Origin of the sequence: Bacillus sp. 007/AIA-02/001 (genome assembly GCF_004634455.1) — a bacterium.
GTDB lineage: Bacteria > Bacillota > Bacilli > Bacillales > Bacillaceae_G > Bacillus_A > Bacillus_A cereus.
Genome location: NZ_SEIY01000009.1, coordinates 143,460 through 167,692, shown reverse-complemented (window position 1 = coordinate 167,692; position 24,233 = coordinate 143,460). Strand labels below are relative to the sequence as shown.

The following is a 24,233-nucleotide window of genomic DNA, read 5'->3' as shown; positions in this document are numbered from 1 at the left end:
CTTTTACAAAGTCTATATCGAAACCATAGTATACTATAGTAGATATATTTATAAAAAATAATCGAAAATGAAATAAAGGAGTAAAAATATGAATTATGTGCTAATAGGTGCGATTTTAATATTATTAGCTGTAGCATTTGTGCTGTTTTATAAAAATAAACAGTTAGAATCAGAGAGTCAGCAAGTAGAATTTGAAAAGAAACAAGCGATTGAAACGTATAAAAATGAAATTGCAGCTACAGTGATAGAGCATAAAGAACAACAAAATAATTTAAAAAATATGGAACAGAAAAAATACAATGATTTACAAGTAAGTGCAAATAGAGAAATTGAAAATATGCGTATGATGAAAAATCAATTAGCTATGCAGCATAGTAAAGAACGTAGTGAAATACAAAATAAACATAATAACGAAATACATATGTTTCAAAAATTAATTGCAAATTTACGAGAATATACTAAAAACGGTGCTGAAATGAATACGTACGAAACATTACATTATATGAAGCGAGGATTCATAGAGCAAGGCATCATATTAGATGCTGAAATTCAAATCATGCCGAATGTTTTTATTAAAAATAATAGTGAAATAAACGATAATCGAATCCATCATCTCATCTTGTGCAAAACTGGTATTTATCTACTTGAGACGAAAGAATGGGAAGAGAAATTAATTCATGGTTTAACGAAAGAAAATGCTGGTATATATTCATTTATGATTGATGAAATGGGTAAGTATCAACAAGAAGTTGAAAAAGAAGAGACATTTGAATATATAGTAGGTAAAGATTCGTCAACTATACAAGTGAAAAATGAAGGAAATCCAGTATATAAGGTGAAGAAACTATCTCAAATTTTATACAATTGTTTGAAAGAAATGCAGGCTAATAGTATAAAAGAAAAGGTAAAACCAGTTGTATATTTTTATAATGAAAATGGAAAAGAAATAATAGATCTTTCTAGTGAGGAAACACCTAGATTAAAAAATCGGGAGCAAATTGTAACGTTCTTCAGAAATGAAATCTTAGCAGGGAAAGTAGTATATACAGTGCAAGAATTAGAACAGATTCGAGAAATGATTAGCCGGATGAATTATATAGTGAGTTAAAAGGGGAGATCTTTCTGAACGCTATGTTACGTGGCATTTTGTATGTCTATTTTTGTTTGTATATAGTAATGTACATTCTATTTATATTCGTCATTGATATGGTCCATATACCCTTAAGTGTAAGGAGCATTTTTGTAGTATTCATACCATTTGTTTTATTAGTCATGATTCAAAGGGCTATTTTATATGTTTCTAAAAATCGTAATGAAGAAAAGAAGCAAATGTTGGGGGTTTTAATAGTAGCACTCATACCATTAATAGTGTGCACTGTACAACTAAGTGTAAATGAATATACATCAAAGTTTAATCAAAATAGATGGTTAAATCATGCAGATAAGCGGGTATATATGGTAGATGATCTATTACAAAAATATAAATTAATAGGGAAATCAAATGAAGAAATTATACAATTGTTAGGAGCTCCAACGGAAACGAGAAGTGGGGAAGAAGGAGTTACCACTTTGTATTATCTTGGGACTGAACGTGGCTTTATTCCAATAGATAGCGAACAGCTTGTTTTCCAATTTGATAGAGATGGAAAAGTCATGGAATATACGGTGCATAAAGATTAAAGAAACGTAGAGGGAAGCTATATGTTATAGCTTCTTTTTTATTTTTCAATATGTCACGGAAGGGGGAGAAGGTTTTTGAGTGGAATAAGGAATGAAAGCGGAGGTGATGCATATATATAGATGCATTGGGTGATTATTAGTCCGATTGGTGAGGGGTAATAATTAATAAGTACGGACAAAAACCCCACTCATTAAAGTTTTACTTTATCATATTGTATAAATGAAAAGGAGGTAAGACGGTGAAAGCAATCCCGACTGATGTCCTGAGTAAAGAATTGATGGAAAGAGAAGGAGTTATATCTATTACAGTAAAGGAATTTGAAAAAATAGAAGTAGCTGGAGTAGTGGTCGCTGGTCCAGCGGTTATTTTGATTAATCAAGATTAAGTACATATTTTTGAAATAAAAAGCATCCGTCTAGGATGCTTTTTATTTGTATGTAAGGATAAATATGATGGATAATTGTGTTACTGGAGGGAAAGTCTGTGGCAATTATTATAACAATGTTAGTAATGGGTATTTTATTAGGATTTGTTGGAGCTGGAGGAGCTGGGTTTATTATCGCGATACTCACTTTAGTATTTCATATTCCTATTCATGTTGCTCTTGCAACATCTTTAACTGCAATGGCATTTACGACATTATCAGGTGTTGTCAGTCATTACCGTGAAGGCAATGTTGCATTTATTATAGGCGGGATTGTTGGAGGATTTGGCGCAATTGGCTCTTATATTGGTTCTAAATTTGGTTCACTTATACCAGCACATCTTCTTCATTGGTTTACAGCTGGGATGTTATTTTTATCGGCAATTTTTATGTTTATTAAATTAATTATGTTCCAAAACAAAGAACAGTCATCTTTATATAAGCATAAAGAGTTTTCCATGAACTACTTGTTGAAATGTATATGCCTTGGATTAGTTACTGGAATGATGGCTGGTTCATTTGGGATTGGTTCTGCACCGTTTATTCAGCTTGGATTAATGGTTCTATTGAGACTAACGATTCAGCAATCTGTAGGGACAACGATGCTTGTTATATTACCGATTGCAATTGGAGGTGGGCTAGGATATAGTTCGGAAGGATATTTAGATTATATATTGTTATTGCAAGTATTAATTGGGACCATGTTAGGGGCATATATTGGCGCGAAGTTTACAAATTATGCACCGCGAATGCTTTTGAGGTTTTCGATGATTATGACACCGGTTTTAGCTGGATGTATGCTATTGATGGAATAAGGTGAAATTATAATAAGTAGGGGGTTACTGCTTACAAATAGCGGGATAAAATTAATATAGCAAACTATTAATATATTTTACGAATGAATTATGTAGGTAATTCATATTTCCCATATAAAAGGATTTGTTTTAATATTATGAGTGTAAAGTTCGAGTATTCGAAGTACTACTTGAATTATATCCCTATCCCTTTTCTAAAAATGCGAACAAGTTTTGCCCTATTCTATTCAATAGTTAATTGTATAGAAATATATTGTTCGATGACCATTATGGAACGTACATAATGGGAAAATCCCGATCCTTAAAGAGGATGCCCCTAATCTTCATGTGAAAATATGATCGGATAAGAAAGCTGACCAATTGATGGTCAGCTTTCTTTTTGTTCAAAAACAATTTTTTCTTTAATTTCTGTTTGTAATAATACAGTTTTTCCGAAGCGACGTTTGCATTCCGCACGCACTTTTTCAATGGCTAGTAGCTGAGTAGTGGCGGGAACTGTGACAATAGCTTGGCGAGGCTTTCGATTTTCTTCACAAAAGACACATTCCACAACATAATTAGAAATCATATTTTCATCCTTCCAGTTTTAATTTCTAAGAAGGGATTGCCTATGAAGTTGATGTAATCTTTCGTCATTGTTTTATTTTTTTCCTCTTTTTTTCAAGGGGAAAATAAAAAAGAGGGCGAATTTTAGTAGGGGAGGGATGTTTATGGAGAGATGGATAGGTAGTGCAGCGGTATGTGTAAATGAAAAAAAGGAAGTTTTAATGGTACTGCAGGGCAAAGAGGGAGAAGAAAAAAGGTGGTCTGTCCCAAGTGGAGGACTTGAAAAGGGAGAGACACTAGAAGAATGTTGTATTAGGGAAGTTTGGGAAGAAACAGGTTACAATGTGGAAGTTGTAAATAAAATATATGAAAAAGAGGGTATTACATACGGTGTTCCAGTGTATGTCCATTATTATTTTGTTAAACAAATAGGCGGTAATATGAAAATCCAAGATCCTGATGAGTTAATACATGAAATTGCTTGGAAAGGGATACATGAAGTTGAACAATTGTGTTTAGCTTTTCCAGAGGATTATGAATTGCTGTGCCAATATATAGATAAAGAAGCAAGTATGTAAATACTTGCTTCTTTAATGTATCCAAGACAAGAAAAGCGGAACGATAACTAAACTAGCGCCTGCTGTTAAAAGCATAGATAAACTTGCAATTGTTCCTTCCACAGGACCGATTTCGAATGCTTTTGATGTACCGGTTCCATTTGCGCTTGTTCCTAACATAATACCTTTTGCGATTGCTGTTTTAATACGGCAAATACGTATGAGAGAAGGACCGAGCAATGCTCCTGTTAAGGCAGTTAAAACGACAAATACAGCAGTTAATTGTGACATGCCACCAATCATTTCTGAAATAGCCATTGCGATTGGTGTTGTTACGATATGTGGCGCTAAACTATGTTCTAGTGATGAATCAATTTGAAAATAATTTGCTAGTAGTGCTGAAGTAATGACTGATAAAAACGAACCGACAATGACATTAAGTAAGATAGCCATTCCATGTTTCTTTAATAAATCAAAGTATTTATAGATTGGCCATGCAAAAGCAACTGTTGCGGGTTTTAATAATTCAGTTAACCAATGACCACCAGATTCATATGTTTCATAAGGTGTATCTAATCCGAGCAATAAAGCAATTAAAATAATGGGACAGACGAGAAGAGGAGAAAGTAGACTCCAATTCCAGCGTTGATACATTTTTTTTGATAGCCAATATGTGAATAGTGTTAATAGTAAACAAAGAAATCCGATCATTGCGTTGATCCTTTCCGCTTTAGTAGCAATTCTGTTAAAAGTCCTGTAACTAAGGTAACGCAAAGAGTGCTAATCATAATAATTAAAATGAGATCGATTCCATATTGTGTTAGTGTATCTCTGTAACGTATGACAGCGACTGCAGAAGGGATGAAAAATAAAATAAGTTCTTTTAATAAAAAATCTGCTCCGTCCTGTATCCATTCTTTTTTAACTAGGTTAAATTTTAATGAAATTAATAATAAGAAAATACCGATTATACTTCCTGGAACTGGGAGGTGTGCCTGTTTTGCAATCCATTCACCTGTCCAAGCGAAACAAAATAGTAATAAAATTTGTCCGCTTAACTTCCACCATTTCATACAGTAACCACCTCTTTCTTTTGTTACATAAAAATTGTAAAAAAGAATTAACAATTTCTACTATACGTTCATTCAAAATATTTGTCTAATATATAAATTATATGTTATTAATATATAAGACATATTAATCGAAAGTGAAAAGGGTGTCCAAAAATGGAATTACGGCATTTGCAATATTTTGTTGTTGTGGCAGAAGAGTTACACTTTGGACGGGCGGCTGCTCGTTTACAAATGACACAACCACCACTTAGTCAACAAATACAGCAATTAGAAAAAGAAATGGGAGTTACATTATTTTCAAGAACGAAAAGAAAGGTTGAACTAACAGAAGCAGGAGAAATGTTTTTAAAAGAAGTAAAAAAGGCGTTTGAACAAATTGAAAAAGCAGTAGAAGTTGCACAAAGTGCACAAAGGGGAGAAGTAGGATCACTTTCAATTGGTTTTGTAGGTGCGGCGATATATGATATTTTACCATCAATTGTTAGGGAATATAGAAAGAAATTTCCGAGAGTGTCTGTTGCATTACATGAATTGTCAACACCAGATCAAGTTCATGCACTTCATGATAACCGTATCGATATTGGCTTTTTACGTCCACCAATTCCAACGCAATTATTAGAATTAGAGCCAATTCAAAGGTTATCTTGCACTTTGTGTTTACCAAAGGCACATCCACTTGCAGAGAAAGATGAAATACATATAGAAGATTTACGAGATGAGCCGTTTGTATTTATTACGAGACCAGTATGGCCAGCTTTGTATGATACAATTTTATCTCTTTGTAGAGAAGTTGGATTTAGTCCACGTATTGTACAAGAAGCAACAGAGTATCAAACAGTTATGGGGCTTGTAGCAGCAGGGATTGGAATTACAGTAATACCCGTGTCGGCAAATAAGTTATATAAAACAGAAGTTGTATATAAAGAGTTATATGATTCTAATTTCGTTGCAGAAATGTCAGTGGCTTACAAAAAAATGAATAGTAATCCAGAGCTGCTAGAGTTTTTAAAAATTGCAAGAGAGAAGAAAAGAATAGAAGTAGAAGATGAGTAATAGTAGTAACAGAAAATGGATTTGATTCAAATCCATAAAAGTACACCTTATTAAACAATAAAGCGGAAATGCAACTTAAGTTGCATTTCCGCTTTATTGTTCTTTTTTTAGCTCGATACTAAATAGATAAACGTGTTCATTTTCTTTTAAGAGTAAATCAATACCCTTTTCTTCGTCAATTGTAGGAACACTTACAGTTTCTTTACTGGTTTGGATTACAGCAGCTAAAGTTGTTTTTTGATTGTATTTTAAATTTTTTATAGATTGGATTGTAGTAGTTGCAGAGCTATTTACGCTTGGTGGCGCTTCTTCAGGAACAAGTGTTGAACCACCTTCAATATTCAGATACCACTGCCTTTTTTCTTGTATATCTTTATCAAATTGGAAATGTGGTGGTAAAAAAGAAAGCTTTACTTTCTTTTTTGAAAAATGTGAGGTAGCTATATTAGCAATTTCTTTTGTTTTCTTACCATTGTTATAATAATCAATTGTAGCATTTATTTCATCTTTATCATTTTTAAGCGTAACGTTATAAAATATGCTATTTCCTTCTTGAAAAGGAGTCATTTGTAAAATAGAAGCTTGCTCTTTTGTTAATTTGTATGGCTCAACAATGGCAACTTCATTGTTTTTTATTTGGCTACAACTTGTGAGTAATAATAAACACAAGATTGATAGTAATTTTATATGCATGCAACCTCCTCCTTTTTACAATTATATTCTAAATGTGATTTTTTATCATTTCGTTTTCTAGGACTAAAGACTTAGAAGAAATTCCGATTGTAGTGCGATGTTTAAAATGTCATATTTTTATACACTAGTAGTATAGAATGCGTATGTAATAAGGTAGGGGAAGAATTTTATGTCTTTATGTCGGTTAGCGAGAAAAAATATTATAACATTTGCTACCAAAAGGATGAAGCAATTTATGTGGATTGCTATGAGTACTATGATTTTGTTTTTTATGATATCGTTACAATTTAATGAAGGAGCTATTTTGAAAGTAGGGAATGCATTTGTATTTCAAATGTACTTTTACACACTTTTTATTGTACTAATTTTCATATGTATTTTTACTACATATAAAATGATGTACTCCCTTTTGCATGTGAGGAGGGAGGAGTTTATATCTTATGTAGAAGAAAATATGAAAAGAAAAGAGGTACTATGTGTATTATGTCAGGAGCAATTATTCATTTATGGAGCAGCATTTGTTTTTGGATTAATTAATGGGATGCTATTTTTGAAATTATTCACGGTTATCTTTATGAAAATCGCAGGGATACAAGGAATAAATAGTGCGCCAATTACAATATATGCAGTTGTAATTATTAGTGTAATTATGATGACTGTCGTTTTAATATCGATGATGCAATGTTATCGATTTGTTCGAAATTTAAAAGATGAAAATTCGTTGCGGTTTAAAGAAAGGGCATGAGAAAGCATGCTTTTTTCTATTTTACACATAAAAATAATCATGTTACAGTGAAAAGACCTGACAAAGAATGGGAAGGAAAGGTTGTATAGAATGACAAATGAACAATCAATTGTAAAAGTCGATCGGTTAACGAAGCGAATCGGATCAAAGACACTTGTACAAAATATTAGTTTTGAAGTGAAAAAAGGCGAGGTTGTCGGTTTACTCGGACCAAACGGTGCTGGAAAAACGACTTTAATGAGAATGATGGTTGGTATGATCCGTATGACAGAAGGTGAAGTATGGATTGATGGTCAATCTGTGAAACAGCAATTCGAAAAAACAGCTGCGAAAATTGGAGCGGTAATTGAGACACCTGAATTTTATCCTTTTTTGAGCGGCTATGAAAATTTAACATATTTCGGACGAATGAATGGTAATGTGACCGAAGAACGCATCGATGAAGTAGTGAAATTGTTAGGGATGGGACAAGTAATTGATCGCAAAGTAAAAGCGTATTCACTCGGCATGAGACAACGTTTAGGAATCGCTCAGGCACTTATTCACGATCCAGACGTGTTGATACTAGATGAACCGACAAATGGATTAGACCCTAGTGGAATACATGAAATGAGAATGTACATAAAAAAAATTGCACATGAACAAGGAAAAGCTGTACTTGTATCAAGTCACTTACTTTCAGAAGTTGAATTAATGTGTGACAGAGTTATCATTATTCAGCACGGGGAATATGTGGCTACGCAAAATATTCAGCATAGCCAAAGCGAAGAGATGGAGACGATCCGTATACGTGTAGATGATGCGAATAAAGCAGCAGAAATATTAGGGCATGATGTTTTAGTAAAAGATAATGAATTACTTATTAATGTAAAAGATGAAGAAATCCCAAATGTTATTCGTACATTGCTTGAGAAAAATATTCAAGTGTATCGTGTATATGAAGAAAGAAAAACGTTAGAAGAGCAATTTTTAGAATTAACAGGGGGAAAAGATATTGTTTAATTTAGTATATAACGAACTGTATAAAATATTTAAGCGGAAGCGAACGATTATTCCATTTGCAGTTATTGCAGTATTAATAATCGGATTAGGATGGGTTACGGTAAAGTATTTTGAACCGGAAACAAAAGGATGGAAAGTAGATTATACAGAACGAACTGTAGAAATTGAGAAAAAGCTTGGCATGAAAAAAGAAGCTATTTTAGCAGAAAAATCAGGGGATGAGCTTGTAAAAGAATACCAGCTTAAGATGAAGCATTTAGATACGGATACAGCACCGGCAAGCAGTTCTCCACTTTCTTTCATGAGAGATACAGGTTTTATCGTATTTCCAATTTTGCTCCCATTTATCCTCGTGTATGCAAGTACAATTTTTGCGAATGAATATAGCTGGGGAACATATAAATTTTTAACGATACGACCAGCGAGTCGCTTTAAAATTTTAACAGCAAAATTTTTAGCAATTGTTATATTTGCAGCTTTATTATTTATATTTAATATGATCTTCTCCGCTTTATGTGGACTTGTTATTTATAAATTCCAACAGCCTGCATGGAGTGAGTTTATTTTCCAAGATGGAAATATAATAAAACAAAACATTTTTGTAGAAGCAAGTAAATATTATGTTTTATCGTGGTTACCAACGGTTGTGTACGCATCGTTTGCATTTATGATTTCTGTGTTAACAAGATCTAGTGGAGGTGCAATTGGTATTTCACTATTCCTTGCTTTATCAGGCAATATTGCGCTATTAGCAGCCACTAGATATAACTGGGCGAAATATTTATTGCCAGCAAACACAGATTTATATAGTATTTCAAAGAATGGAAGTTTTATTGATGGAGTAACATTCCCGTTTGCATCATGTATGTTGTTACTTTATTTGTTCGTATTTTTATGTATTTCATATACTGTGTTTTTAAAACGTGATTTAACTTAATAAGAAAAGCCGTTCAGGGTGCTGAGATGCACTTTGAACGGCTTTTTTTATGAGAATTGTTTAAGTGCTCTTTCGGCTAGTAAAGCAAAGTATTCTGCACTTATAGGCAGTGCCTCTTCATTAATTGTAAAAGCAGGATGATGCCATTCATGTGTACCGCTCGTTCCCATAAAGACGAATGAACCTGGTATTTCCTGTTGGTAAAATGAGAAATCTTCTCCAGCCATTGACGGACTAGGCGAGATGATATTAAGATTCATCTTTGTGGCAACTTGAGTAGATAAGTCTGTAAGAGCTTTATCGTTGTGAACAGCAGGAGGACCTGAATAAAAACAGAATTTCGTTTTTACACCTAATGCATCAGATACACCTTTAATAATACGCTCCATGAGTGCTGGAATCTTTTCACGTGTTTCAGCTTGGAATGTGCGAATCGTTCCTTCTAACGTAGCTTTTTCAGGAATCACGTTCCACGTATTTCCTGCATGAATATTTGTAACACTAACAACTGCATTATGAGATGAACTTATATTTCGGCTTACAATTGTTTGCAGTGCCATCACAATTTGAGAGGATGCGACAATAGGATCTACTCCAGCATCTGGTACAGCCGCGTGTGTACCAACTCCGTGAATTTCAATTTCAAATCGATCAACTCCGGCCATCAGTGGACCATCTTTAATGCCAATTGTACCTATTGGTAAATCAGGTTTATTATGCATGCCGAAAATCGCTTGCACATTACGTAAATGTCCAGCATCAATAACTTTGCAAGCGCCATTACTACTTTCTTCAGCTGGTTGGAATATGAAGCGAACCGTTCCATTTAGGGAAGATTCTCTTTCTTTTAATAAGAAAGCAGTACCTAAAATAGCAGCTGTATGAAAATCGTGTCCACAAGCATGCATTTTCCCTCGTACTTTAGATGCATAGGACAAATGTGTTTCTTCTTGAATAGGAAGGGCATCAATATCAGCACGAACTGCTACAATTGGTCCGTTTTTATTACCAGACACTTCAGCGATAATTCCTGTTTCTAAATTGGAATCAATGATAGTAATGTTTTTTTCTTCTAACCAATTTTTTATTGCTTTTGTTGTTTCGAACTCTTCATATGATAGTTCGGGATACTCATGTAAATGTCGACGGATGGAAATAAGTTTTTCTTTTAGTTGATTTGAAATAGATACCATGTAGTATGCCTTCTTTCTTGAGCAAAATATTTATCATAAGTATACAACAATAAAAGAGAGGATTCTCAAATGAAAATCCTCTCTCGTTTATCCCATAAAAGCCCGATTGGTTCAACTAATTAAAGTTTCACTTTATGCTGCGACTTTTTTATGCGTATGATGTTTACGATAACGTCCACGCATTGCGTATGCAATTTGCGGGATTGCAATCCCAATTAATATAAGTGATACACCGAACCATTGTGAAGATAGTACAGCCTCTTTTAAAACGAATACTGACATAATTGTTGTAACTGGTAGTTCCGCTGCACCAAGAATAGTCGCTAAGCCAGAACCGATTTTTGGAATCCCGATTGTAAAGGCAATAGATGGAATAACGATACTAAATGTTCCTAATCCTAAACCGTATTTCCAAAGACCTTGAGAAATGGCACCATTAAAAATAAATGTTGGTGGGAATACAATCATGACTAAAGTTAAAGCACCAGTCATTAAGAGAACACCGCGCGGTAATGAAGGTACTTCAACAGCAACTTTTCCGCTTACGAAAATGTATGTTGCGAATGTAACAGCAGATAATAAACCTAAAATGACCCCAGTCGTATCGAAAGCACCTACTGATTGTTCAAGTAAACCACTTGATAAAAATGTCCCTACAAGTAAGAAAATAACAGAAATAACTTTTTCTCTTGAAGGTAATGTTTTTGTTGCGACTGCTTCAATGATAATTCCGACCCAAACGAATTGGAATAAAAGAATAATTGCAATAGAAGCTGGTACAGTTTTTAATGAAGCATAATAAAAAATTCCGGTAAAACTTGCAGATGTTCCTGCAACGAATAAAAGTAATGCTTGCTTTAAAGGAACGCGATGTCTAGAAAATAGAAGTGTAATAGCAAGCAAAATAATCCAACCGAACAAATATTGGCTGCCAATTACCTCTCCAAGTGAAAATCCTTCTGCATATGCAAGCTTAACAAAAATAGCTAAAATTCCATAACTACACGCTCCTAATAAAACTAAAAGAGAATAACGAAGCATGAAAAATTCCTCCCATCTATATGAAGTTGTTCCGTATCGAAAATATATAACTAGAGGGAAGTATACAAAATTAGAAATAAAGGGTCAAATGAAAGAAAAGTATGACATTTTATAGAATAATAATAAAAGTATGATATTTATGCATAATCTTGAAATTTTTAATAGTAGAAGTATTATAAAATAAACTTTGCATTGTATAGAGATAGCATTTGAAAAAAATATTTTTTAAACCAATATGTATATAGACGTACTAGTAACGTGCTAATTATTTGAGAAACTATGTTACCTTTGTTATGGTAATAACAATTAAAGGAGTTTTATAATCCATTTGGGTTTTTTCTATATAATAGAAGGAAATGAAAACGTTTTATTAGAAACTGTGAGGAAGTGCGGTTTTTCTTATTGCCACGTTGTAAAAGTGATTTCACGAATTGTTCATAGTATTTTTATGTGTTTTTGTTACAATATTTAGGGAGAGGAGTGGAATGATGCAAGATATTAGTATTTTTTTAGCGTTTGGCGCCGGGTTCTTATCATTTATTTCCCCATGTTGCTTACCGCTTTATCCGGCATTTTTATCGTACATAACAGGTATGTCGGTTTCTGAATTGAAAGAAGAAAATGCAATGCTTCGCAAAAGAAGTATGATACATACAGCGTTTTTCTTACTTGGATTTTCAATTATATTTATTGCAATTGGATTTGGTACAAGTTTTATTGGAGGAATCTTTACTGACTATAAAGATTTAATCAGACAGTTAGGTGGTATATTTATCATCGTGTTCGGCTTAATTATTGTCGGGGTGTTTAAGCCGAAATTTTTAATGCAAGACCGTAAATTTACATTTAAAAATCGTCCAAGTGGCTATTTTGGATCAGTACTAATCGGATTAGCTTTTGCAGCAGGGTGGACGCCATGTACCGGACCAATTCTAGTGTCTGTAATTGGATTAGCAGCAACAAATCCAGAATCAGCAATGATATATATGATTGCTTACATACTTGGATTTGCAATCCCGTTTTTCGTACTGTCATTCTTTATTACGAAAATGTCTTGGATTAAAAGAAATAGTATGGCCTTCATGAAAGTCGGAGGATATATTATGATTGTTATGGGTGTCTTCCTATACTTTAACTGGATGACGAAAATTATCGTATATTTCTCAAGTTTATTTGGTGGTTTTACTGGTTTTTAGTATTATTCTGCGAAAATGTTGGAAATACTAACGGAAAAGCATATAATGAAAGTATATTTTGCATATAGCCACAAAAAAGGATGAGAAAATATGAACATAGTTCTTTTATCAAGTATCGTTGCTGTTTGTATGGCTGTCGGTGCGATGTTTATTCGTTTAAAAGCAGCTAAGAAACCTGCAACATTGAAAAAAATTATACTTCCACCATTTTTTATGAGTACGGGTGCATTGATGTATGTTTTTCCTGAATTTCGATTAACTCCAGCAGAAATGTTAGAAGCAATTGGTGTCGGTTTGATTTTCTCTATTTTTCTTATTAAAACATCTAAATTTGAAATTAGAGGACAAGAGATTTATTTGAAGCGTTCAAAAGCCTTTGTTTTCATATTAATTGGATTACTTGTAGTGCGGATTGTATTTAAAACCTACTTAAGTCAATCTCTTGATTTAGGACAACTTAGTGGCATGTTCTTCTTACTTGCGTTTGCGATGATTGTGTCATGGAGAATTGCAATGTATCGTTCCTTTACGAAATTACAGAAGGAAATGGAAAAAGAAGATGGTTTTTATAATGAAAAAGATATGAAGCTAACTTAAAAACTGTATATGTACCAAATAAAAAGACAGCGTCAAAGGCGCTGTCTTTTTTATCGAAAATAATATGAAGTTACTTTGCGAGTAAAGATTGATAGTTAGAATAATCAATCTTTTTTTCTTGTAGTTTTTTTATTAAAAATTTATGATCACGCTTTGGTGTGGCAATGATATATCCCTTAATAATCAAGTCTTGTGTAATTTGAGAGGCATTTTCTTGTAATGCAAGTTCCCCGATTTTGCCAGCAATCTTTGATTTTGCAACATCACGAAATAGTTCTGGAACAGGACTTACAAGCTCTTCTAACAATTGTTTTTGTTCGTCAGCCCATAAATGTCTCGTTTTATTTATGTAGTGTTCTTCCCAATCCAAAATGGACATGCCGTCTTCTTTTGGTAAACGTTTTAAAAATTTTCTGAACATAAAGTATCCACCGATAGACATAAGCCCTAATAAAATAACCGTCCATAATACAATGAACCAACTGAACCATCCTTCGAGCACGCATATCCCCCCTTAATGATAGCGGTTTTCTTTTATTCATATTATATACAGTGAGATTCATAGAAAGCAAGAACGCTTGGTCATTTTGACCAAGCGTTATAGTTTAAACGAAGTATAGTTGTTCAACACATAAATTATTATTATCGTCTTCAACATACTCAATAATAAGTGTGCCAACTTTACGATCTTTATCTTCAGTTGTGAAAATAGAGTAAGAAGTAAAACGTGTTTTTGATAGGCCGCTTATATGTGTAGGTAAAGAAATGTAGTCGTTATCGCGGAAGAATTCCATCAGTTCAATATCCTCAAATTCTTTTCGGTCAACTTGTTTGTTTGTATAGCGGCGTTGAAGTTGTTTTAAAGATTCATTCCAAGAAATTGCTTTTGTGTCGTATACCATTGTTCTATCTCCTTACTGTATGTAATTACTAAGAACATACGTTCTAATCTAGTATACTCTTTTTATTAGAAAAGGGAAAGCAAAAAATAATGTAAGCTTGGATTTCCAAGCTTACATTATTGATGCGTCCGTCATAATCTCTATTTTTCATTATAAGTTAGATATGAATAAGAAACAAGATGATATATATAATGTTGAGAGTTTTCAAGATTCTGTATATTATAGGTGTACTAAAGTGTAAGGGAATGAGAGGTGTGGCATACGTAATTTCACTGCAAGGGCCGATGGCTAGCGGAAAAACAACATTAGCAAAAAGGTTAGAAAAGAGAGGGTTTCGAGTTATATATGAAAATCCATATCCAATTGTAGAGAAGCGAAAAAAATTGAATTTAGATATGAATTCAAAAGTAGGGTTTATTATGAATCAAAAAATGTTTATGGAAGCAAAAATAAAGGAGTTTCAAAATGTGAAAGATTCAGTCGTAATTTTTGATCGCGGACCAGAAGACATTGAGTTCTTTACACTCTTTTATCCAACGATTATAGGAGAAGAGTGGGATATAGAAACTGAATTGAAAGATGAATTATATAAATTAAGAGCATGCCGTTCGGATGTGATTTTTTACTTAGATGTTACGAAAAAGAATGTATATGATAGAAAAAATAATGATAGAACAAGAAACAGAAGTACGTTTGCGGAGCAATTTAAATTAGTAGAAACTGAAAAAGACTGGTATAAACAATTTCCTGTAACTTATGTGGACACGAATAGATTAACAGTGGACGATTTAGAGGTATATTTTATGGACTGGTTAAAGGAGAGAGAGCTATGAAAAAAATACTTTTATTTGTATACTCAACATTTGCAGAGTTTGAAATAACAGTAGCAACGGCATTGCTGAAAAATAAATATGAAATCATTACAGCGGGCTTAACTAAAGAATTGGTTATAAGTGAAACTGGATTGCAAGTGCAGCCGCATATAGAAGTAAGTGAAGCACGTGTAGATGAGTATGAGGGGATACTTATTCCAGGTGGAGAAGAAGGACAGTTGGAAGATGCAAAACCTCTTTTTTCAATCATTCGTCAATTTCATGAACAAGAAAAATTAGTGGCGGCAATTTGTGCTGGACCGTATGCACTAGCAAAAGCAGGGTTATTTAAAGGGATTTCTTATACTGCGACTATAGATTATCAAAAATTTGATTGTTTTCCAGTAGAAAATTTCGTGTATGAAGAAGTTGTGCAACACTCAAATATCATTACAGCACAAGGGCATGCATTTGTACCATTTGGAATAGCAATTGCCTCTTATTTTGGAGTGGCAGACGAACATAATACAGATTTTTATTGTGGTAAAGGTAATGTAGTAATGGAGAAACTTTTACGAGAAAACGTGTAAAAGCTAGCAAATGCTAGCTTTTTTCTTTTTGACACCGATAAATTACTAACGTTTTTGGGTCACGCCATATACCGTTATGAAGTGACAATTCATTTTCTACTTCTTCTTTTAGCCATACCTTCATTTCCGCGTGAAGGTATGTATTATCAGGTATATTTAGCGACGGAAACATGCTAGAAATATAGTTTACAATCGGAGTAGCATGATGAAAAACGAGAGCATTATGAATAACTGTTTCTTCAACAGTTGGAAAAACAGATTGTAATATCTCTTTACCGTTTTCTAAACAAAATGGAATGACTGATGATGTTGTTTTCGGTAAATCAAATGCGTCTAACATACGGTTACACATTTCAACTATACGAGGTAGTGTAACGCTAGAATTTGTTGTAGCTAAAAGTGTTCCGCTAGGACGAATTACTTTATGGAATCCTTGAATCGTTTTTTCAACATCTTTCACATGGTATAACATATGTCTTGCAATTATTAGGTCATAACAATTTGTTTCGAAAGGAAGTTTACTAGCATCCCCTCGTTTCCATTCTATTAAGTTATTTGTTTTAGCAGCTTCAGCAAGCATAGCTTCGGATTGATCAAACCCGGTTAATGGGCCTTTATGACCATTTGTTTGTAAAAGGGAAAGGAATTTTCCACTAGCGCACCCAACCTCTAATATATTTTCTTCCCCTTGAAGTTGTAAATGTTCAATGACGATCTTATCTAAATCTACGTGTTTTTCTTCGTAATGTGTATGTGTGTCGATGCGTGTTTGTAAATGGTTGCTAACGTTATACTGACGTTTTACATCATTCATTTTGTCACATTCCACCTTTGTGCAAAATTGTTGGATTGCATGTGTTAATACATCTGTTTTCTTTAAACCTTCGTAATGGAGTGCTGATTCAAACCTTTTAAGTAATTTCTCTTCAATTCGAAAATGAATATCTTTTCGTTTTGTCACTGAAATTTCGCCCCTTTGCATCTGTTAGTGAGACTATAGCATGCTTGGAAATTTTGTGTAAATCATTTGTGTACACAAATGGAGGGGATGAAAAAATTGTTTGAATGTGAGTTTAAACTATTGACGATTTAAACGTTTTCATATATTCTTAAATTAAGTAATATTCAAATAATTCAAAAGAAATGAGAGAGTCACATGCTTCTTCAAGGAACACATCGAATTGGTCGTATGGCCATGCTGTTGGCACTTGCGGATGAGAATGAAAGTCCTGTATTATCCATTCCAAAAGGTTGGAAGTATTGTACGGGGAAAGTGGGTTCGATGAATTCGCAAAAGGTTGTCGCAGCAATGGAAACAGCGGCTAAAAGCAACCAAGTTATTGAAACAGATGTTTACAGAGAAACACATGCACTTTATCATGCAATTATGGAAGCTTTGTACGGAGTGACGAGAGGTCAAATTCAGTTAGCAGACGTTCTTCGTACAGTAGGACTTCGTTTTGCGATTGTGCGCGGTACACCATACGACGGAAAAAAAGAAGGCGAATGGGTTGCTGTTGCATTATATGGAACGATTGGTGCACCTGTAAAAGGATCTGAGCATGAGGCGATTGGTTTAGGAATTAATCACATATGATTTGCCCATAGTCTATTAGTTAGAAGGGGGCCTTACTTTTTTAGGACAGAAGTCTGTCTTAAAAAGATAAGGTCCCCTTTTGCCTTTTTAAGGAGGAAAAATGATGATTACGTTAACAGGACATACATTGACAGTTGAAGAAATGAAGAGTTTATTACTGGAAGGAGAAGGTGTAACAGCTTGTCCAACTAGTATGCAAAAGGTAGCGGAGTGCCGCGAAGTAGTTGAGAAAATTGTAGAGGACGGAAAAGTCGTTTACGGAATTACAACTGGATTTGGAAAGTTTAGTGATGTGCTTATCCAAAAAGATGATGTAAAGGCACTTCAACATAATTTAATTCAGTCACATGCATGTGGGATTGGTGATCCATTCCCGGAAGAAGTATCGCGTGGAATGTTAATTTTACGAGCGAACACGATGCTTAAAGGAGTATCTGGTGTTAGGCCGCTTGTTGTAAATATGCTTCTTGAGTTTGTAAACCGTAAAATTCATCCAGTCGTTCCGCAACAAGGTTCACTTGGTGCAAGTGGCGATTTAGCACCTTTATCTCATCTTGCGCTCGTATTATTAGGCGAAGGTGAAGTGTTCTATAAGGGGAAACGCGTTCATGCAATGGTTGCTCTTACAGAAGAAGGGCTTGAGCCAATTGAACTTGAAGCAAAAGAAGGTCTTGCGTTAATTAATGGTACGCAGGCGATGACAGCACAAGGAGTTCTTTCTTATATAGAAGCAGAAGCAACGGCGTATCAAGCTGAACTAATTGCTTCGATGACAATTGAAGGGTTACAAGGCATTATTGATGCATTTGATGAAAATGTTCATAAAGCACGTGGTTATAAAGAGCAAGTGGAAGTAGCGAGCAGAATTCGTGACATTCTTCATGATAGTAAATTAACAACAAAACAAGGAGAACTACGTGTACAGGATGCCTATTCACTTCGCTGTATCCCGCAAGTACACGGTGCTTCTTGGCAAGTTTTAAATTATGTGAAAGAAAAATTAGAAATTGAAATGAATGCAGCAACAGATAATCCGCTTATCTTTGATGGTGGGGAAAAAGTAATTTCGGGCGGGAATTTCCATGGTCAACCGATTGCGTTTGCGATGGACTTCTTAAAAGTAGGAATGGCAGAACTTGCAAATATTTCGGAGCGCCGTATTGAGCGTTTAGTGAATCCGCAATTAAATGATTTACCACCATTTTTAAGTCCAGAACCAGGACTTCAGTCTGGTGCAATGATTATGCAATATGCTGCAGCGTCACTAGTTTCTGAAAATAAAACGTTGGCACATCCGGCGAGTGTAGATTCAATTCCGTCTTCTGCTAACCAAGAAGATCATGTAAGTATGGGAACAATTGCTTCACGCCATGCACATCAGATTATTCAAAATGCAAGACGTGTTCTTTCTATTGAGATGATTTGTGCGATGCAAGCAGCAGAATATCGCGGAATTGAAAACATGAGTACAGTGACGAAGAGCTTCTACCATCAAGGTCGTCAGCAGGTGCCATCTATTAAAAATGACCGTATATTCTCAACAGATATTGAAAATATTGCGCATTGGTTAAAAACGAATTATTCGATAAAAGAAAGATTAGATGTAAACGCAGCACTATAAAATGAGAAAAGGGAGAGATTGAAATGGAAAAAGTACAACAAACAATTCGCGCGCCAAGAGGTACAGAGTTACAAACGAAAGGGTGGGTGCAAGAAGCTGCACTTCGTATGTTAATGAACAATTTAGATCCTGAAGTTGCTGAAAAACCAGAAGAATTAGTTGTATATGGCGGAATTGGCCGTGCAGCTCGTAACTGGGAAAGTTATCAGGCGATTGTAGATTCATTAAAAACGTTAGAAAGCGATGAAACGTTACTTGTTCAATCAGGAAAGCCAGTTGCCATTTTTAAATCACATGAAGATGCACCTCGCGTTTTGTTAGCGAACTCAAACTTAGTACCAAAATGGGCAAACTGGGATCACTTCCGAGAACTAGAGAAAAAAGGTCTTATGATGTACGGACAAATGACAGCTGGTAGCTGGATTTACATTGGAACGCAAGGGATTCTACAAGGAACATATGAAACATTTGGTGAAGCAGCTCGTCAACATTTCGATGGTTCATTAAAAGGTACATTAACACTTACTGCTGGTTTAGGTGGTATGGGTGGTGCACAACCTCTTGCTGTAACGATGAACGGCGGTGTTGTCATTGCTATTGATGTTGATAAGCGCAGCATCGATCGTCGTATTGAAAAGAGATACTGTGATATGTATACAGAATCATTAGAAGAAGCGTTAACGGTTGCGAACGAGTATAAAGAGAAGAAAGAACCGATTTCTATTGGTTTATTAGGAAATGCGGCAGAAATTTTACCAGAACTAGTGAAGCGCAATATTACACCAGACTTAGTTACAGATCAAACATCTGCTCATGATCCATTAAACGGTTATATTCCAGTAGGCTACACGTTAGAAGAAGCAGCGAAACTTCGTGAAGAAGATCCAGAACGCTACGTACAATTATCAAAAGAAAGTATGACAAAACATGTGGAAGCAATGCTTGCTATGCAAGAAAAAGGCGCAATTACATTTGATTACGGAAATAACATTCGCCAAGTTGCTTTCGATGAAGGTTTGAAAAATGCATTCGATTTCCCAGGATTCGTTCCAGCATTTATCCGTCCATTATTCTGCGAAGGAAAAGGACCATTCCGCTGGGTAGCACTTTCTGGTGATCCAGAAGATATTTATAAAACAGACGAAGTAATTTTACGTGAGTTCGCTGATAATGAACATTTATGTAACTGGATTCGTATGGCACGTCAACAAGTTGAATTCCAAGGGCTTCCATCACGTATTTGTTGGCTTGGTTACGGTGAGCGAGCGAAATTTGGTCGCATCATTAATGAAATGGTTGCAAATGGTGAATTATCAGCACCAATCGTTATCGGTCGTGACCATTTAGATTGTGGATCAGTAGCATCTCCAAATCGTGAAACAGAAGCGATGAAAGATGGTAGTGATGCAGTAGCTGACTGGCCAATTTTAAATGCATTAATTAATAGTGTAAACGGTGCAAGCTGGGTATCTGTTCACCACGGTGGTGGCGTTGGTATGGGTTATTCACTTCATGCGGGAATGGTTATCGTTGCAGATGGAACAGAAGCAGCAGCAAAACGAATTGAGCGCGTATTAACTTCTGACCCTGGTATGGGTGTTGTTCGTCACGTGGATGCAGGGTATGACTTAGCTGTGGAAACTGCGAAAGAAAAAGGCGTTAACATTCCGATGATGAAATAAGGAGGAGAAAACATGCTGGACACTTTACTAATAAATATCGGTCAATTACTAACAATGGATCAAGAAGATGGCTTGTTAAGACGGGAAGCGATGAACACGCTTCCTGTTATCGAAAATGGTGCGGTTGGAATTGAAAATGGTGTAATTACTTTCGTTGGAACAGCGGAAGAAGCGAAAGGATTACAAGCGAGAGAAGTTATTGATTGCGGCGGGAAAATGGTTTCTCCTGGTCTCGTTGACCCGCATACTCATCTTGTATTTGGTGGATCTCGTGAAAATGAAATCGCACTAAAACTACAAGGAGTTCCGTACTTAGAAATTTTAGAACAAGGCGGAGGCATACTTTCAACTGTAAATGCAACGAAACAGGCGTCGAAAGAAGAACTTGTTCAAAAAGCGAAATTCCATTTAGACCGTATGCTATCTTTCGGAGTTACTACTGTAGAAGCGAAGAGTGGTTACGGATTAGATGATGAGACGGAATGGAAACAATTAGAGGCAACAGCACAATTACAAAAAGAGCATCCGATCGATTTAGTTTCAACATTTTTAGGTGCTCATGCAGTTCCGAAAGAGTATAAAGGTAGATCGAAAGAATTTTTACAATGGATGTTAGACCTACTACCAGAAATGAAAGAGAAGCAATTAGCGGAGTTCGTTGATATTTTCTGTGAAACAGGTGTGTTCTCTGTAGAAGAATCAAAAGAATTTTTATTAAAAGCGAAAGAGCTTGGCTTTGATGTAAAAATTCATGCAGATGAAATCGACCCTCTTGGTGGTGCGGAAGCAGCGGCAGAAATCGGTGCAGCATCAGCGGACCATTTAGTTGGTGCTTCTGATAAAGGAATTGAAATGCTTGCAAATTCTAATACAGTAGCAACTTTATTACCAGGAACAACTTTCTATTTAAATAAAGAAAGCTTTGCTCGTGGACGTAAAATGATTGATGAAGGTGTTGCAGTTGCGTTAGCTACAGACTTTAACCCAGGTAGCTGTCCAACTGAAAATATTCAGCTTATTATGAGCATTGCGATGCTAAAATTGAAAATGACACCAGAAGAAGTTTGGAATGCCGTAACGGTTAACTCATCATATGCCATTAACCGTGGTGATGTAGCTGGGAAAATTAGAGTTGGTCGTAAGGCAGATTTAGTTTTATGGGATGCTTACAATTATGCTTACGTACCGTATCATTACGGCGTAAGTCATGTGAATACAGTATGGAAGAATGGTAATATTGCATATACAAGAGGTGAACAATCGTGGAGCACGGCCACTATTTAAAGAAAAATGCAAAGTTTATTGATCGTGAAGTGACGAAATGGAGTGAGATGATTAAAGATTGGGAGGAAGGTGTGGAAATATTCGGTGCTGCCTTAATTGGAGCACCCCTTTCTAAACCGTCTATTAGTCATTCAGGAGCGAGTTTTGCGCCAAAAACAATTCGTGCGATGTTAGATGCATATAGCACATATGCAATTACAGAAGAACACGATATGAAAGAAAGTGTCTTATATGATTGCGGCGATATTACGATGCATGTGACGGATATAAAAGAAAGTCATAAACGAATTGCGAAAACAGTTGGGCATGTAACGAAAGTAAACCCGAACGTGATACCAATCGTTCTTGGCGGTGACCACTCGATTAGTTTTCCGAGTATAACAGGTTTTGCAAACAGTAAAGGAAAGGTCGGAATTATTCAATTTGATGCTCATCATGATTTACGTAATTTAGATGATGGAGGCCCGTCAAATGGTACACCATTCCGTAGTTTACTAGAAAATGATGTCATTACTGGAAAACAACTTGTTCAAATTGGAATTCGTAATTTTTCTAATGCACGTGCGTACCATGAATATGCAATAGAGCATGGTGTAACAGTGTATACAATGAAAGACGTACGAGAGCGAGAAATAAAAGATATTATCACGGAAAGTATTGAAGTATTAAGAAATCAAGGTGTGACTTCTATTTATATTTCTCTTGATATGGATGTGCTAGACCAAGCGTTTGCACCAGGTTGTCCAGCAATTGGGCCTGGTGGGATGGATAGTACGACTTTACTAGATGCGATTGAATTCCTTGGTAAAGAATCGCTCGTTCAAGGGATGGATATAGTAGAGATTGATCCAACTCTTGATTTCAGAGATATGACGAGTAGAGTAGCAGCGCAAGTGATTATGAGTTTTCTTTTAGCGAGGGAAACAGTTAGCAAACAGGTTAGTATATAGACGGAAAAGTAGATATTTATTTATGCCTTATCAAAAACACATCACTACTTAAATGTAGTGATGTGTTTTTGTGTTAAAGGAGAATGAATGTGTGTGGAACCGTTAATGGAATTGCGATTTTTATAGTGTATTGTGTAAATTTAATTTCTTGCTTCTGAAGTATTGACTCGTAAAATAATTTTATGATAAAATAAAAATTTTGCTAAAAAACTAAAAGTATGTTAAGCTTGAGAAGGTTACCATATATGGAGGTGGATTATTTGTTTCAAATTGGTGATAATATTGTTTATCCAATGCAGGGAGCAGGTATAATTAAAGCCATAGAAGAGAAGGAAATCTCAGGAGAAAAACAACAGTATTATGTTATAAAAATGTCGGCTAGTAATATGGAACTAATGATTCCAGCAGGGAGAATATTGAATTCGAATATACGACCAGTTACGGATATAACCGCATTAGCACACATAATGGATATTTTTCAACATGGGGAATCAGATAGATTACTTACGTGGAAACAAAGGTATAAATTGAACACTGATAAAATAAAGACGGGTAAAATGCAAGAAGGTGCTGAAGTTGTGCGTGATTTAATGCGTATACAGAAAGAAAAAGCACTTAATGCAAGCGAAAAGAAGATGTTAGATAACGCATATGAATTTTTGATTAGTGAACTGGGATTAATTGAAGGTATCACAGAAAATCAGATAAAAAGCTTTTGTTAAGGTTCATTACAAATAATGTATTATATCCCAAAAAAGATCTTGAATTTTTTGGGAACATAATTATAGAAAATTTATCATTTCAAAGACATTCAACTCTTTCAAACCACTTTTAGAGCATTACCTCTATTGTTATTACTACAATCAAATCCATTTTTATTTTTTAATTTCATTTATGAATGTTCGAAGTTTAATTGAATACTTCGATAAAATAGTTACTTGATTTTTGCAATCCTGATTCACACTGGCACGGACGAGGAGCCGTAAGGATGAAAGAGAGGTAGGGCTTTCATTGTTTTAGGTATATAAGTTATTATTTTTAGAAGAATACTGAACCATTTTCACTTCTATTGATAAGGTGTTTTTTATTAAAGAGATAAACGAATTGACAGCCATATATGGTCAACAAAAAAGGTTTCCTCCTAAGGAAACCTTTTTAATATTATTTGCAGCGTTTTGTTTTTGAATATTCGAATTTTTTGTTATAAAGTCGTAAAAATTGACGTTACTATCTAAAAGTAAG

Annotated in this window: 29 protein-coding genes; 20 read left to right on the top strand and 9 right to left on the bottom strand. The window is 34.9% G+C overall.

From position 1 onward, the window contains the following. Nucleotides 1-88 precede the first annotated feature (88 nt). The 4 genes from ES895_RS18450 to ES895_RS18435 all read left to right on the top strand — a co-directional run bounded on the left by ES895_RS18450 (nucleotide 89) and on the right by ES895_RS18435 (nucleotide 2,920). On the top strand, nucleotides 89-1,108 hold the full coding sequence (locus ES895_RS18450; protein ID WP_001110269.1) for an NERD domain-containing protein: 1,020 nt from the start codon (nucleotides 89-91) through the stop codon (nucleotides 1,106-1,108). A gap of 23 nt (nucleotides 1,109-1,131) precedes the next feature. Beyond that, on the top strand, nucleotides 1,132-1,680 hold the full coding sequence (locus ES895_RS18445) for a hypothetical protein (RefSeq protein WP_000943751.1): 549 nt from the start codon (nucleotides 1,132-1,134) through the stop codon (nucleotides 1,678-1,680). Between the two features lie 239 nt (nucleotides 1,681-1,919). Then, nucleotides 1,920-2,066, top strand: coding sequence for a BC1881 family protein (locus ES895_RS18440; RefSeq protein ID WP_000644411.1), 147 nt, complete (start codon nucleotides 1,920-1,922; stop codon nucleotides 2,064-2,066). Between the two features lie 98 nt (nucleotides 2,067-2,164). Beyond that, complete coding sequence (locus ES895_RS18435; protein WP_000974654.1) at nucleotides 2,165-2,920, top strand: sulfite exporter TauE/SafE family protein; 756 nt, start codon at nucleotides 2,165-2,167, stop codon at nucleotides 2,918-2,920. 367 nt (nucleotides 2,921-3,287) lie between these two features. On the opposite strand, the gene ES895_RS18430 is transcribed toward ES895_RS18435, so the two are convergent. After that, nucleotides 3,288-3,488, bottom strand: coding sequence for a DUF3903 domain-containing protein (locus ES895_RS18430; protein WP_000625225.1), 201 nt, complete (start codon nucleotides 3,486-3,488; stop codon nucleotides 3,288-3,290). Nucleotides 3,489-3,630: 142 nt separating this feature from the next. Here ES895_RS18430 and ES895_RS18425 point away from each other — a divergent pair, with 142 nt between their 5' ends. After that, on the top strand, nucleotides 3,631-4,044 hold the full coding sequence (locus tag ES895_RS18425; RefSeq protein ID WP_000442972.1) for an NUDIX hydrolase: 414 nt from the start codon (nucleotides 3,631-3,633) through the stop codon (nucleotides 4,042-4,044). 12 nt (nucleotides 4,045-4,056) lie between these two features. Here the strand turns inward: ES895_RS18425 and ES895_RS18420 are convergent, their stop codons facing one another. Together ES895_RS18420 and ES895_RS18415 are read right to left on the bottom strand one after the other, a co-directional pair. Beyond that, nucleotides 4,057-4,734 carry an LrgB family protein gene (locus tag ES895_RS18420; RefSeq protein WP_000578965.1) on the bottom strand — a complete coding sequence of 226 codons (678 nt, stop codon included), beginning with the start codon at nucleotides 4,732-4,734 and terminating at the stop codon, nucleotides 4,057-4,059. Further along, nucleotides 4,731-5,096, bottom strand: a complete 366-nt coding sequence (locus ES895_RS18415) for a CidA/LrgA family holin-like protein (protein WP_000872365.1) — start codon at nucleotides 5,094-5,096, stop codon at nucleotides 4,731-4,733. Before ES895_RS18415 ends, ES895_RS18420 begins: the two co-directional genes overlap by 4 nt. Nucleotides 5,097-5,249: 153 nt before the next feature. On the opposite strand from ES895_RS18415, the gene alsR reads away from it, so the two are divergent. Further along, nucleotides 5,250-6,149 (top strand): acetoin biosynthesis transcriptional regulator AlsR, encoded by a 900-nt coding sequence (gene alsR, locus ES895_RS18410; protein ID WP_000423234.1) that lies wholly within the window; start codon nucleotides 5,250-5,252, stop codon nucleotides 6,147-6,149. 93 nt (nucleotides 6,150-6,242) lie between these two features. Here alsR and ES895_RS18405 read toward each other — a convergent pair whose 3' ends face one another. After that, nucleotides 6,243-6,842, bottom strand: a complete 600-nt coding sequence (locus tag ES895_RS18405) for a histidine kinase (RefSeq protein ID WP_065703440.1) — start codon at nucleotides 6,840-6,842, stop codon at nucleotides 6,243-6,245. Between the two features lie 169 nt (nucleotides 6,843-7,011). Here ES895_RS18405 and ES895_RS18400 point away from each other — a divergent pair, with 169 nt between their 5' ends. From ES895_RS18400 to ES895_RS18390, 3 genes are all read left to right on the top strand, one after another. Continuing rightward, nucleotides 7,012-7,587 carry a hypothetical protein gene (locus ES895_RS18400; protein WP_053512832.1) on the top strand — a complete coding sequence of 192 codons (576 nt, stop codon included), beginning with the start codon at nucleotides 7,012-7,014 and terminating at the stop codon, nucleotides 7,585-7,587. A gap of 90 nt (nucleotides 7,588-7,677) precedes the next feature. Next, a complete protein-coding gene (locus tag ES895_RS18395) occupies nucleotides 7,678-8,589 on the top strand; it encodes an ABC transporter ATP-binding protein (RefSeq protein WP_000180622.1) in 912 nt (303 codons plus the stop codon). After that, nucleotides 8,582-9,526, top strand: coding sequence for an ABC transporter permease (locus tag ES895_RS18390; protein ID WP_000482759.1), 945 nt, complete (start codon nucleotides 8,582-8,584; stop codon nucleotides 9,524-9,526). The genes ES895_RS18395 and ES895_RS18390 overlap by 8 nt, the downstream gene beginning before the upstream one ends. Nucleotides 9,527-9,573: 47 nt before the next feature. Here the strand turns inward: ES895_RS18390 and ES895_RS18385 are convergent, their stop codons facing one another. Together ES895_RS18385 and ES895_RS18380 are read right to left on the bottom strand one after the other, a co-directional pair. Next, on the bottom strand, nucleotides 9,574-10,719 hold the full coding sequence (locus ES895_RS18385; RefSeq protein WP_000253668.1) for a M20 peptidase aminoacylase family protein: 1,146 nt from the start codon (nucleotides 10,717-10,719) through the stop codon (nucleotides 9,574-9,576). A 132-nt stretch (nucleotides 10,720-10,851) separates the two neighbouring features. Further along, the gene (locus tag ES895_RS18380; protein WP_000947046.1) at nucleotides 10,852-11,760 is read right to left on the bottom strand and encodes an EamA family transporter; all 909 of its coding nucleotides are present in this window, start codon (nucleotides 11,758-11,760) and stop codon (nucleotides 10,852-10,854) included. Nucleotides 11,761-12,082: 322 nt separating this feature from the next. Here ES895_RS18380 and ES895_RS30230 point away from each other — a divergent pair, with 322 nt between their 5' ends. From ES895_RS30230 to ES895_RS18365, 3 genes are all read left to right on the top strand, one after another. Then, a complete protein-coding gene (locus ES895_RS30230; protein ID WP_071686460.1) occupies nucleotides 12,083-12,232 on the top strand; it encodes a peptidase T in 150 nt (49 codons plus the stop codon). Nucleotides 12,233-12,248: 16 nt separating this feature from the next. Then, nucleotides 12,249-12,956: a cytochrome c-type biogenesis protein CcdA gene (ccdA, locus tag ES895_RS18370; protein ID WP_001152676.1), complete on the top strand. Its 708-nt coding sequence runs from the start codon at nucleotides 12,249-12,251 to the stop codon at nucleotides 12,954-12,956. Between the two features lie 90 nt (nucleotides 12,957-13,046). Further along, nucleotides 13,047-13,553 (top strand): CcdC family protein, encoded by a 507-nt coding sequence (locus ES895_RS18365; protein ID WP_001028440.1) that lies wholly within the window; start codon nucleotides 13,047-13,049, stop codon nucleotides 13,551-13,553. 70 nt (nucleotides 13,554-13,623) lie between these two features. Here the strand turns inward: ES895_RS18365 and ES895_RS18360 are convergent, their stop codons facing one another. Both ES895_RS18360 and ES895_RS18355 read right to left on the bottom strand, forming a co-directional pair. Then, on the bottom strand, nucleotides 13,624-14,055 hold the full coding sequence (locus ES895_RS18360) for a DUF2621 domain-containing protein (protein WP_000889371.1): 432 nt from the start codon (nucleotides 14,053-14,055) through the stop codon (nucleotides 13,624-13,626). A gap of 103 nt (nucleotides 14,056-14,158) precedes the next feature. After that, the gene (locus tag ES895_RS18355) at nucleotides 14,159-14,455 is read right to left on the bottom strand and encodes a hypothetical protein (RefSeq protein WP_000262400.1); all 297 of its coding nucleotides are present in this window, start codon (nucleotides 14,453-14,455) and stop codon (nucleotides 14,159-14,161) included. A gap of 245 nt (nucleotides 14,456-14,700) precedes the next feature. Between ES895_RS18355 and ES895_RS18345 the strand changes: the two genes are divergently transcribed. Together ES895_RS18345 and ES895_RS18340 are read left to right on the top strand one after the other, a co-directional pair. Continuing rightward, nucleotides 14,701-15,288, top strand: a complete 588-nt coding sequence (locus ES895_RS18345; RefSeq protein WP_002000475.1) for an AAA family ATPase — start codon at nucleotides 14,701-14,703, stop codon at nucleotides 15,286-15,288. Further along, nucleotides 15,285-15,857 (top strand): DJ-1/PfpI family protein, encoded by a 573-nt coding sequence (locus ES895_RS18340; RefSeq protein WP_000722228.1) that lies wholly within the window; start codon nucleotides 15,285-15,287, stop codon nucleotides 15,855-15,857. Before ES895_RS18345 ends, ES895_RS18340 begins: the two co-directional genes overlap by 4 nt. Nucleotides 15,858-15,870: 13 nt before the next feature. Here ES895_RS18340 and ES895_RS18335 read toward each other — a convergent pair whose 3' ends face one another. Further along, the gene (locus ES895_RS18335; RefSeq protein WP_000166779.1) at nucleotides 15,871-16,818 is read right to left on the bottom strand and encodes a class I SAM-dependent methyltransferase; all 948 of its coding nucleotides are present in this window, start codon (nucleotides 16,816-16,818) and stop codon (nucleotides 15,871-15,873) included. A gap of 195 nt (nucleotides 16,819-17,013) precedes the next feature. Here ES895_RS18335 and hutP point away from each other — a divergent pair, with 195 nt between their 5' ends. The 6 genes from hutP to ES895_RS18305 all read left to right on the top strand — a co-directional run bounded on the left by hutP (nucleotide 17,014) and on the right by ES895_RS18305 (nucleotide 23,713). Next, entirely contained in the window at nucleotides 17,014-17,454 is a 441-nt protein-coding gene (gene hutP, locus ES895_RS18330) for a hut operon transcriptional regulator HutP (protein WP_000926516.1), read from the top strand. Between the two features lie 103 nt (nucleotides 17,455-17,557). Next, nucleotides 17,558-19,075, top strand: coding sequence for a histidine ammonia-lyase (hutH, locus tag ES895_RS18325; protein ID WP_000631881.1), 1,518 nt, complete (start codon nucleotides 17,558-17,560; stop codon nucleotides 19,073-19,075). Between the two features lie 23 nt (nucleotides 19,076-19,098). Then, nucleotides 19,099-20,757, top strand: coding sequence for a urocanate hydratase (hutU, locus tag ES895_RS18320; protein WP_000416946.1), 1,659 nt, complete (start codon nucleotides 19,099-19,101; stop codon nucleotides 20,755-20,757). 12 nt (nucleotides 20,758-20,769) lie between these two features. Then, nucleotides 20,770-22,041, top strand: a complete 1,272-nt coding sequence (hutI, locus tag ES895_RS18315; protein ID WP_000887540.1) for an imidazolonepropionase — start codon at nucleotides 20,770-20,772, stop codon at nucleotides 22,039-22,041. Next, nucleotides 22,020-22,991 carry a formimidoylglutamase gene (hutG, locus tag ES895_RS18310; RefSeq protein ID WP_000399831.1) on the top strand — a complete coding sequence of 324 codons (972 nt, stop codon included), beginning with the start codon at nucleotides 22,020-22,022 and terminating at the stop codon, nucleotides 22,989-22,991. The genes hutI and hutG overlap by 22 nt, the downstream gene beginning before the upstream one ends. A gap of 260 nt (nucleotides 22,992-23,251) precedes the next feature. Then, entirely contained in the window at nucleotides 23,252-23,713 is a 462-nt protein-coding gene (locus tag ES895_RS18305; protein ID WP_170317877.1) for a CarD family transcriptional regulator, read from the top strand. Nucleotides 23,714-24,233 lie beyond the last annotated feature (520 nt).

Excerpts from the sequence above, each read along its gene's own strand:
- ES895_RS18340 (WP_000722228.1), top strand. The coding sequence starts at position 15,285 with ATGAAAAAAATACTTTTATTTGTATACTCAACATTTGCAGAGTTTGAA.
- hutI (WP_000887540.1), top strand. The coding sequence starts at position 20,770 with ATGCTGGACACTTTACTAATAAATATCGGTCAATTACTAACAATGGAT.
- ccdA (WP_001152676.1), top strand. The coding sequence starts at position 12,249 with ATGCAAGATATTAGTATTTTTTTAGCGTTTGGCGCCGGGTTCTTATCA.
- ES895_RS18450 (WP_001110269.1), top strand. The coding sequence starts at position 89 with ATGAATTATGTGCTAATAGGTGCGATTTTAATATTATTAGCTGTAGCA.
- ES895_RS18365 (WP_001028440.1), top strand. The coding sequence starts at position 13,047 with ATGAACATAGTTCTTTTATCAAGTATCGTTGCTGTTTGTATGGCTGTC.
- ES895_RS18395 (WP_000180622.1), top strand. The coding sequence starts at position 7,678 with ATGACAAATGAACAATCAATTGTAAAAGTCGATCGGTTAACGAAGCGA.
- ES895_RS18380 (WP_000947046.1), bottom strand. The coding sequence starts at position 11,760 with ATGCTTCGTTATTCTCTTTTAGTTTTATTAGGAGCGTGTAGTTATGGA.
- hutU (WP_000416946.1), top strand. The coding sequence starts at position 19,099 with ATGGAAAAAGTACAACAAACAATTCGCGCGCCAAGAGGTACAGAGTTA.
- ES895_RS18445 (WP_000943751.1), top strand. The coding sequence starts at position 1,132 with ATGTTACGTGGCATTTTGTATGTCTATTTTTGTTTGTATATAGTAATG.
- ES895_RS18430 (WP_000625225.1), bottom strand. The coding sequence starts at position 3,488 with ATGATTTCTAATTATGTTGTGGAATGTGTCTTTTGTGAAGAAAATCGA.
- ES895_RS18355 (WP_000262400.1), bottom strand. The coding sequence starts at position 14,455 with ATGGTATACGACACAAAAGCAATTTCTTGGAATGAATCTTTAAAACAA.
- alsR (WP_000423234.1), top strand. The coding sequence starts at position 5,250 with ATGGAATTACGGCATTTGCAATATTTTGTTGTTGTGGCAGAAGAGTTA.
- ES895_RS18425 (WP_000442972.1), top strand. The coding sequence starts at position 3,631 with ATGGAGAGATGGATAGGTAGTGCAGCGGTATGTGTAAATGAAAAAAAG.
- hutP (WP_000926516.1), top strand. The coding sequence starts at position 17,014 with ATGCTTCTTCAAGGAACACATCGAATTGGTCGTATGGCCATGCTGTTG.
- hutH (WP_000631881.1), top strand. The coding sequence starts at position 17,558 with ATGATTACGTTAACAGGACATACATTGACAGTTGAAGAAATGAAGAGT.
- ES895_RS18415 (WP_000872365.1), bottom strand. The coding sequence starts at position 5,096 with ATGAAATGGTGGAAGTTAAGCGGACAAATTTTATTACTATTTTGTTTC.
- ES895_RS18400 (WP_053512832.1), top strand. The coding sequence starts at position 7,012 with ATGTCTTTATGTCGGTTAGCGAGAAAAAATATTATAACATTTGCTACC.
- ES895_RS18385 (WP_000253668.1), bottom strand. The coding sequence starts at position 10,719 with ATGGTATCTATTTCAAATCAACTAAAAGAAAAACTTATTTCCATCCGT.
- ES895_RS18405 (WP_065703440.1), bottom strand. The coding sequence starts at position 6,842 with ATGCATATAAAATTACTATCAATCTTGTGTTTATTATTACTCACAAGT.
- ES895_RS18345 (WP_002000475.1), top strand. The coding sequence starts at position 14,701 with ATGAGAGGTGTGGCATACGTAATTTCACTGCAAGGGCCGATGGCTAGC.
- ES895_RS18420 (WP_000578965.1), bottom strand. The coding sequence starts at position 4,734 with ATGATCGGATTTCTTTGTTTACTATTAACACTATTCACATATTGGCTA.